Source organism: Parasporobacterium paucivorans DSM 15970, from assembly GCF_900141895.1.
GTDB lineage: Bacteria > Bacillota > Clostridia > Lachnospirales > Lachnospiraceae > Parasporobacterium > Parasporobacterium paucivorans.
This window is the reverse complement of sequence record NZ_FQYT01000042.1, coordinates 1-3,612: the sequence shown is the minus strand read 5'-3', so window position 1 is coordinate 3,612 and position 3,612 is coordinate 1. Positions and strand designations below refer to the sequence as shown.

4 protein-coding genes are annotated in these 3,612 nt (G+C 39.1%); 3 read left to right on the top strand and 1 reads right to left on the bottom strand.

Annotation, left to right across the window (positions count from 1 at the left end; all coding sequences use genetic code 11):
* Positions 1 to 346: 346 nt before the first annotated feature.
* Positions 347 to 673, bottom strand: coding sequence for a winged helix-turn-helix transcriptional regulator (locus BUA79_RS12070; RefSeq protein WP_073994665.1), 327 nt, complete (start codon positions 671 to 673; stop codon positions 347 to 349).
* A gap of 167 nt (positions 674 to 840) precedes the next feature.
* Here BUA79_RS12070 and BUA79_RS12065 point away from each other — a divergent pair, with 167 nt between their 5' ends.
* The 3 genes from BUA79_RS12065 (at position 841) to BUA79_RS12055 (ending at position 3,480) form a co-directional block, all read left to right on the top strand.
* On the top strand, positions 841 to 1,398 hold the full coding sequence (locus BUA79_RS12065) for a flavin reductase family protein (RefSeq protein WP_073994664.1): 558 nt from the start codon (positions 841 to 843) through the stop codon (positions 1,396 to 1,398).
* A gap of 194 nt (positions 1,399 to 1,592) precedes the next feature.
* Positions 1,593 to 1,979: a DUF488 domain-containing protein gene (locus BUA79_RS12060; protein ID WP_073994663.1), complete on the top strand. Its 387-nt coding sequence runs from the start codon at positions 1,593 to 1,595 to the stop codon at positions 1,977 to 1,979.
* A gap of 202 nt (positions 1,980 to 2,181) precedes the next feature.
* Positions 2,182 to 3,480, top strand: a complete 1,299-nt coding sequence (locus tag BUA79_RS12055; RefSeq protein ID WP_073994662.1) for an ABC transporter substrate-binding protein — start codon at positions 2,182 to 2,184, stop codon at positions 3,478 to 3,480.
* Positions 3,481 to 3,612: the final 132 nt, after the last annotated feature.

Sequence of the window (3,612 nt, the reverse complement as noted above, 5' to 3'; positions counted from 1 at the left end):
GTATTTACAAGCGGCGTAAAAACTGCCAGTAGGTTATCTACTGGCAGAAAAGATTTATATTTTTTCAATTGTCTACTTGACGGGAAGCAGTTCAAAATGCAGGGGCTTTTTTGCGTGGTCGTTTCTGCTGCCTAAAAGGTTAACTGTTAATACCGGTTTCGACCAGTTCAGGAATGGAGCCTCTTGAACTCTAGAAGCTTATCAAATAAAGCATCCTAAAACCCATGGAGTCCAGGCAGAAACTGGAGTATTTAAACCCATATACTCAGACATACTTTCGGTATGAGATTCTGAGAAAATGAAAGCAATGTTAAAGTTCGGAAAGATACGTAAAAATATTTTGTCTTTACTTTTTGTCATCAAATATATAAGTTTTGCCCCATTTACACAATGCTTCTAACACTGGCATAAGAGTTTTGCCAAAATCAGTTAAGTTATATTCGGTTTTCGGAGGAACAACAGGATAGACTGTACGTGAGATTAACCCACTTCCTTCAAGTTCTCTTAACTGTTGAGTCAGCATCTTTGGTGTGGCATTTGGAATTAGTTTTTGTAATTCATTAAATCTTAGAGTTCCAGCTGTTAAGTGGTATAGAATAACTACCTTATATTTTCCGCCTACAATACTTATTGCGGCATCGACAGGACAGGTATATGTTTCGTTTTTAGCCATCATTAATCTCCTCACTATCTTTTTGGGTACTATATATCAAAAAAGTGCATTCTTGTTAAAATGAAAATATGTGTTACCATAATAGCATGAGTCGATTCTGTATACAACAAAATTATTGGACTAAGAAAGATTACGTTATATCATAAAAATTTTAAGGAGATTTAATTATGCAAAAAAATATTGGTTCAGTCATGGGATTATATCCAACACCAGTGACGGTTTGTGGAACTGTAGTGGAGGGCAGAGTAAACTGGCTGACGATTGCACATGTTGGTGTCGTTGATCATGGAAGTTTATTAATTAGCGTAGATAAAAACCATGAATTATCAAATCAGGGAATAAAAAATAACCAAACAGTTTCAGTAAACCTGGTTAATCAGGATATGCTTGAAGCGGCAGATTATTGTGGAATCGCGAAAGGAGCAAAAACCGATAAATCTAATGTTTTTAAATATCATTTTGGCGAATTAGAAGCAGCCCCGATCATTGATGAAGCACCACTTACCATGGAGTGTGAAGTCATAGATGTATTCGAAGTTGGTTCTTTTAACAACTATATTCTTAAACCCGTTCATACCTATGTACAAGAGGAATATTTGAATGAAAAAGGAAAAATTGATTACGAAAAAATAAGCCCTGTTTTATTTGAGTTTCAGAATGCTCAATATTTATCTACAGGAAAAGTAATAGGAAAATGTTGGAATTACGGAAAAGATTTCGCATAGATAAAAGCGCTATGAAATAGTATCGTAAGCAGAATGGAGATAAGATGATATATTATTCTGATACAAATTTCTGATACAAAATTTATAAAAAACAGTCCTTGCTGTCAAAATGCAGGGGCTTTCTTTTTTGTGTTATAATAGAAGCATATGAAACATGGCGCCATGCAGCAGTAAAGTCGAAGGAGGATATAACTGTGAGTGCATTGTTTTGGAAACGGGTGTATAAACCAGCATCCAGGGAAGATGGATACCGGATTTTGGTTGACAGGTTATGGCCCAGAGGTTTGAAGAAGGAAAGGGCAGCGCTGGATAATTGGTCAAAGTTGATTTCTCCTTCCACTGCGTTGCGTCAGGCATATCATCAGGGTGTGTTGGATTACGATTCCTTCGCCGCAGATTATGAACAAGAATTGGAGCACAATCCCTATTTTGAGGAATTTACAACTCTAATCAAGGATCATTTGAAAAATGGAAATGTAACGTTGGTTTATTCCAGCAAAGAACCAAAGCTTAGTCATATACCTACGTTACAGGCACATATCGAAAAGGAGTCAGGGATCAAAAGCGTGTATTCTGATTGATCTGAAAAAGTTTCCGCAGCATAACGGCGCTGGGGGGAGTGACCTGAAGCACTTTTTGTTTTTGATAAATGCGGTGAGAAAGTGTATGTATGTATTCATAATTGTTATTGTGTTTTCTGTGTATTTAGTATAAAATCAACATAGGATATCGCTTTTTGAAGCGATATTTTGTAGGTATTAAATATAAGGAGGAAAGAAAAGGATGAAAAAGATTACAAAAGTTTTCGCACTTTTGTTGTCACTGGTTCTTCTCGTGCCGGCAGTTCTGGCTGGATGTGGAAGCGGAGGAACTGACGAAACAACAAGTGGGGCCGGTACTGACAAGACGGAAATTGTCATCGGCTATGTAGCACCTTTTACAGGTCCGCTCTCAATGTTTACTGTCAATTTTGACTGGGTCATGGAAAAATCACTGGAAAAGATTAACGCGGATGGAGGAATCTACATCAAGGCGTATGACAAGAAACTGCCGGTTCGTGTAATCAAGGCGGATTCTGAGTCAAATGCTACCAAAGCTTCCGAGGTTGCAAGTAAGCTTGTTCTTGATGATAAGGTGGATATCCTCACCGGCTCCTGGACACCTGAAACATCCACACCAGTTGCAGCGATTGCTGAACGTTATCAGGTTCCTTGCCTGATTTCCAACAGCCCTGCTGATTCCTGGCTTGCAGGCGGACCTTATACATGGTCTTACGGCATAATGTTCTATGTTGAAGATATGATGACAAGCTACATTGATGCTCTGGATAAATTGGGCGAAAACAACAAAAAGGTTGGCTTCCTTTTTGACAGTGAAGTTGATGGTGTAACATTCTCGGCTATGTTGGCTAAAATGCTGCCAGAGCGTGGTTATGAAGTTGTTGATCCAGGTCGTTTTACCATGGCGACTACAGACTATACAAATATTATAACGCAGCTTAAAAGTGCAGATTGTGACATAGTAATCGGAAATCAGATATTGCCGAACTTTACAACGGCATGGGGTCAGTTCAAGCAGCTTGGATATGTACCTAAAGCCATGATTATCGGCAAAGCGATAGCTTATGGATCTGACGTCGCTGCCTTAGGCGAGGGTATGGGCGAAGGATTGATGACAGAAAATCACTGGGACCGTACTTTACCATTCACATCTTCTCTGCTCGGATTGACTTGCGAAGAAATTGCAGCGGCATGGGAAACTGAAAAAGGAACTCAGTATCCTGCAACTTCTTTAGGATGGGATATTGCTTTGTTTGAAGTTCTTAATGAAACGTTTACGAGCTGTGAGAATCTGGAACCAGCGACAATTCGTGATGCAATCGCAGCTGTTGATTACGAAGGTGTCTATGGCAAATTATCGTTTGATGAGAAGCATATTATGGCAGTTCCACTGAGCACAGCCCAGTGGACGAAGAGCGACAAATGGCAGTACGAGGCCAATATTGTTGCTGCCGGAAAGTTCTCGGGTGTAACAATAAATACTATTAATCCGGAATTTATTCCTGGTTATACAGTTAAATAAAAAATTTCAAAAAAAGCGGTGCAAGGGATTATGAACCTGATGTGACCCCAATAAGTTAGACTTTATAGCGTAGTAGCTTTTTAGCTGCTACGCTATTTCTTTATGCAGCCAAGAGGTTGAGTCTGTATTCTA

What these genes read in the sequence shown, in the direction of transcription:
- BUA79_RS12065 (WP_073994664.1), top strand. Translation starts at nt 841, where the DNA reads ATGCAAAAAAATATTGGTTCAGTCATGGGATTATATCCAACACCAGTG.
- BUA79_RS12055 (WP_073994662.1), top strand. Translation starts at nt 2,182, where the DNA reads ATGAAAAAGATTACAAAAGTTTTCGCACTTTTGTTGTCACTGGTTCTT.
- BUA79_RS12070 (WP_073994665.1), bottom strand. Translation starts at nt 673, where the DNA reads ATGGCTAAAAACGAAACATATACCTGTCCTGTCGATGCCGCAATAAGT.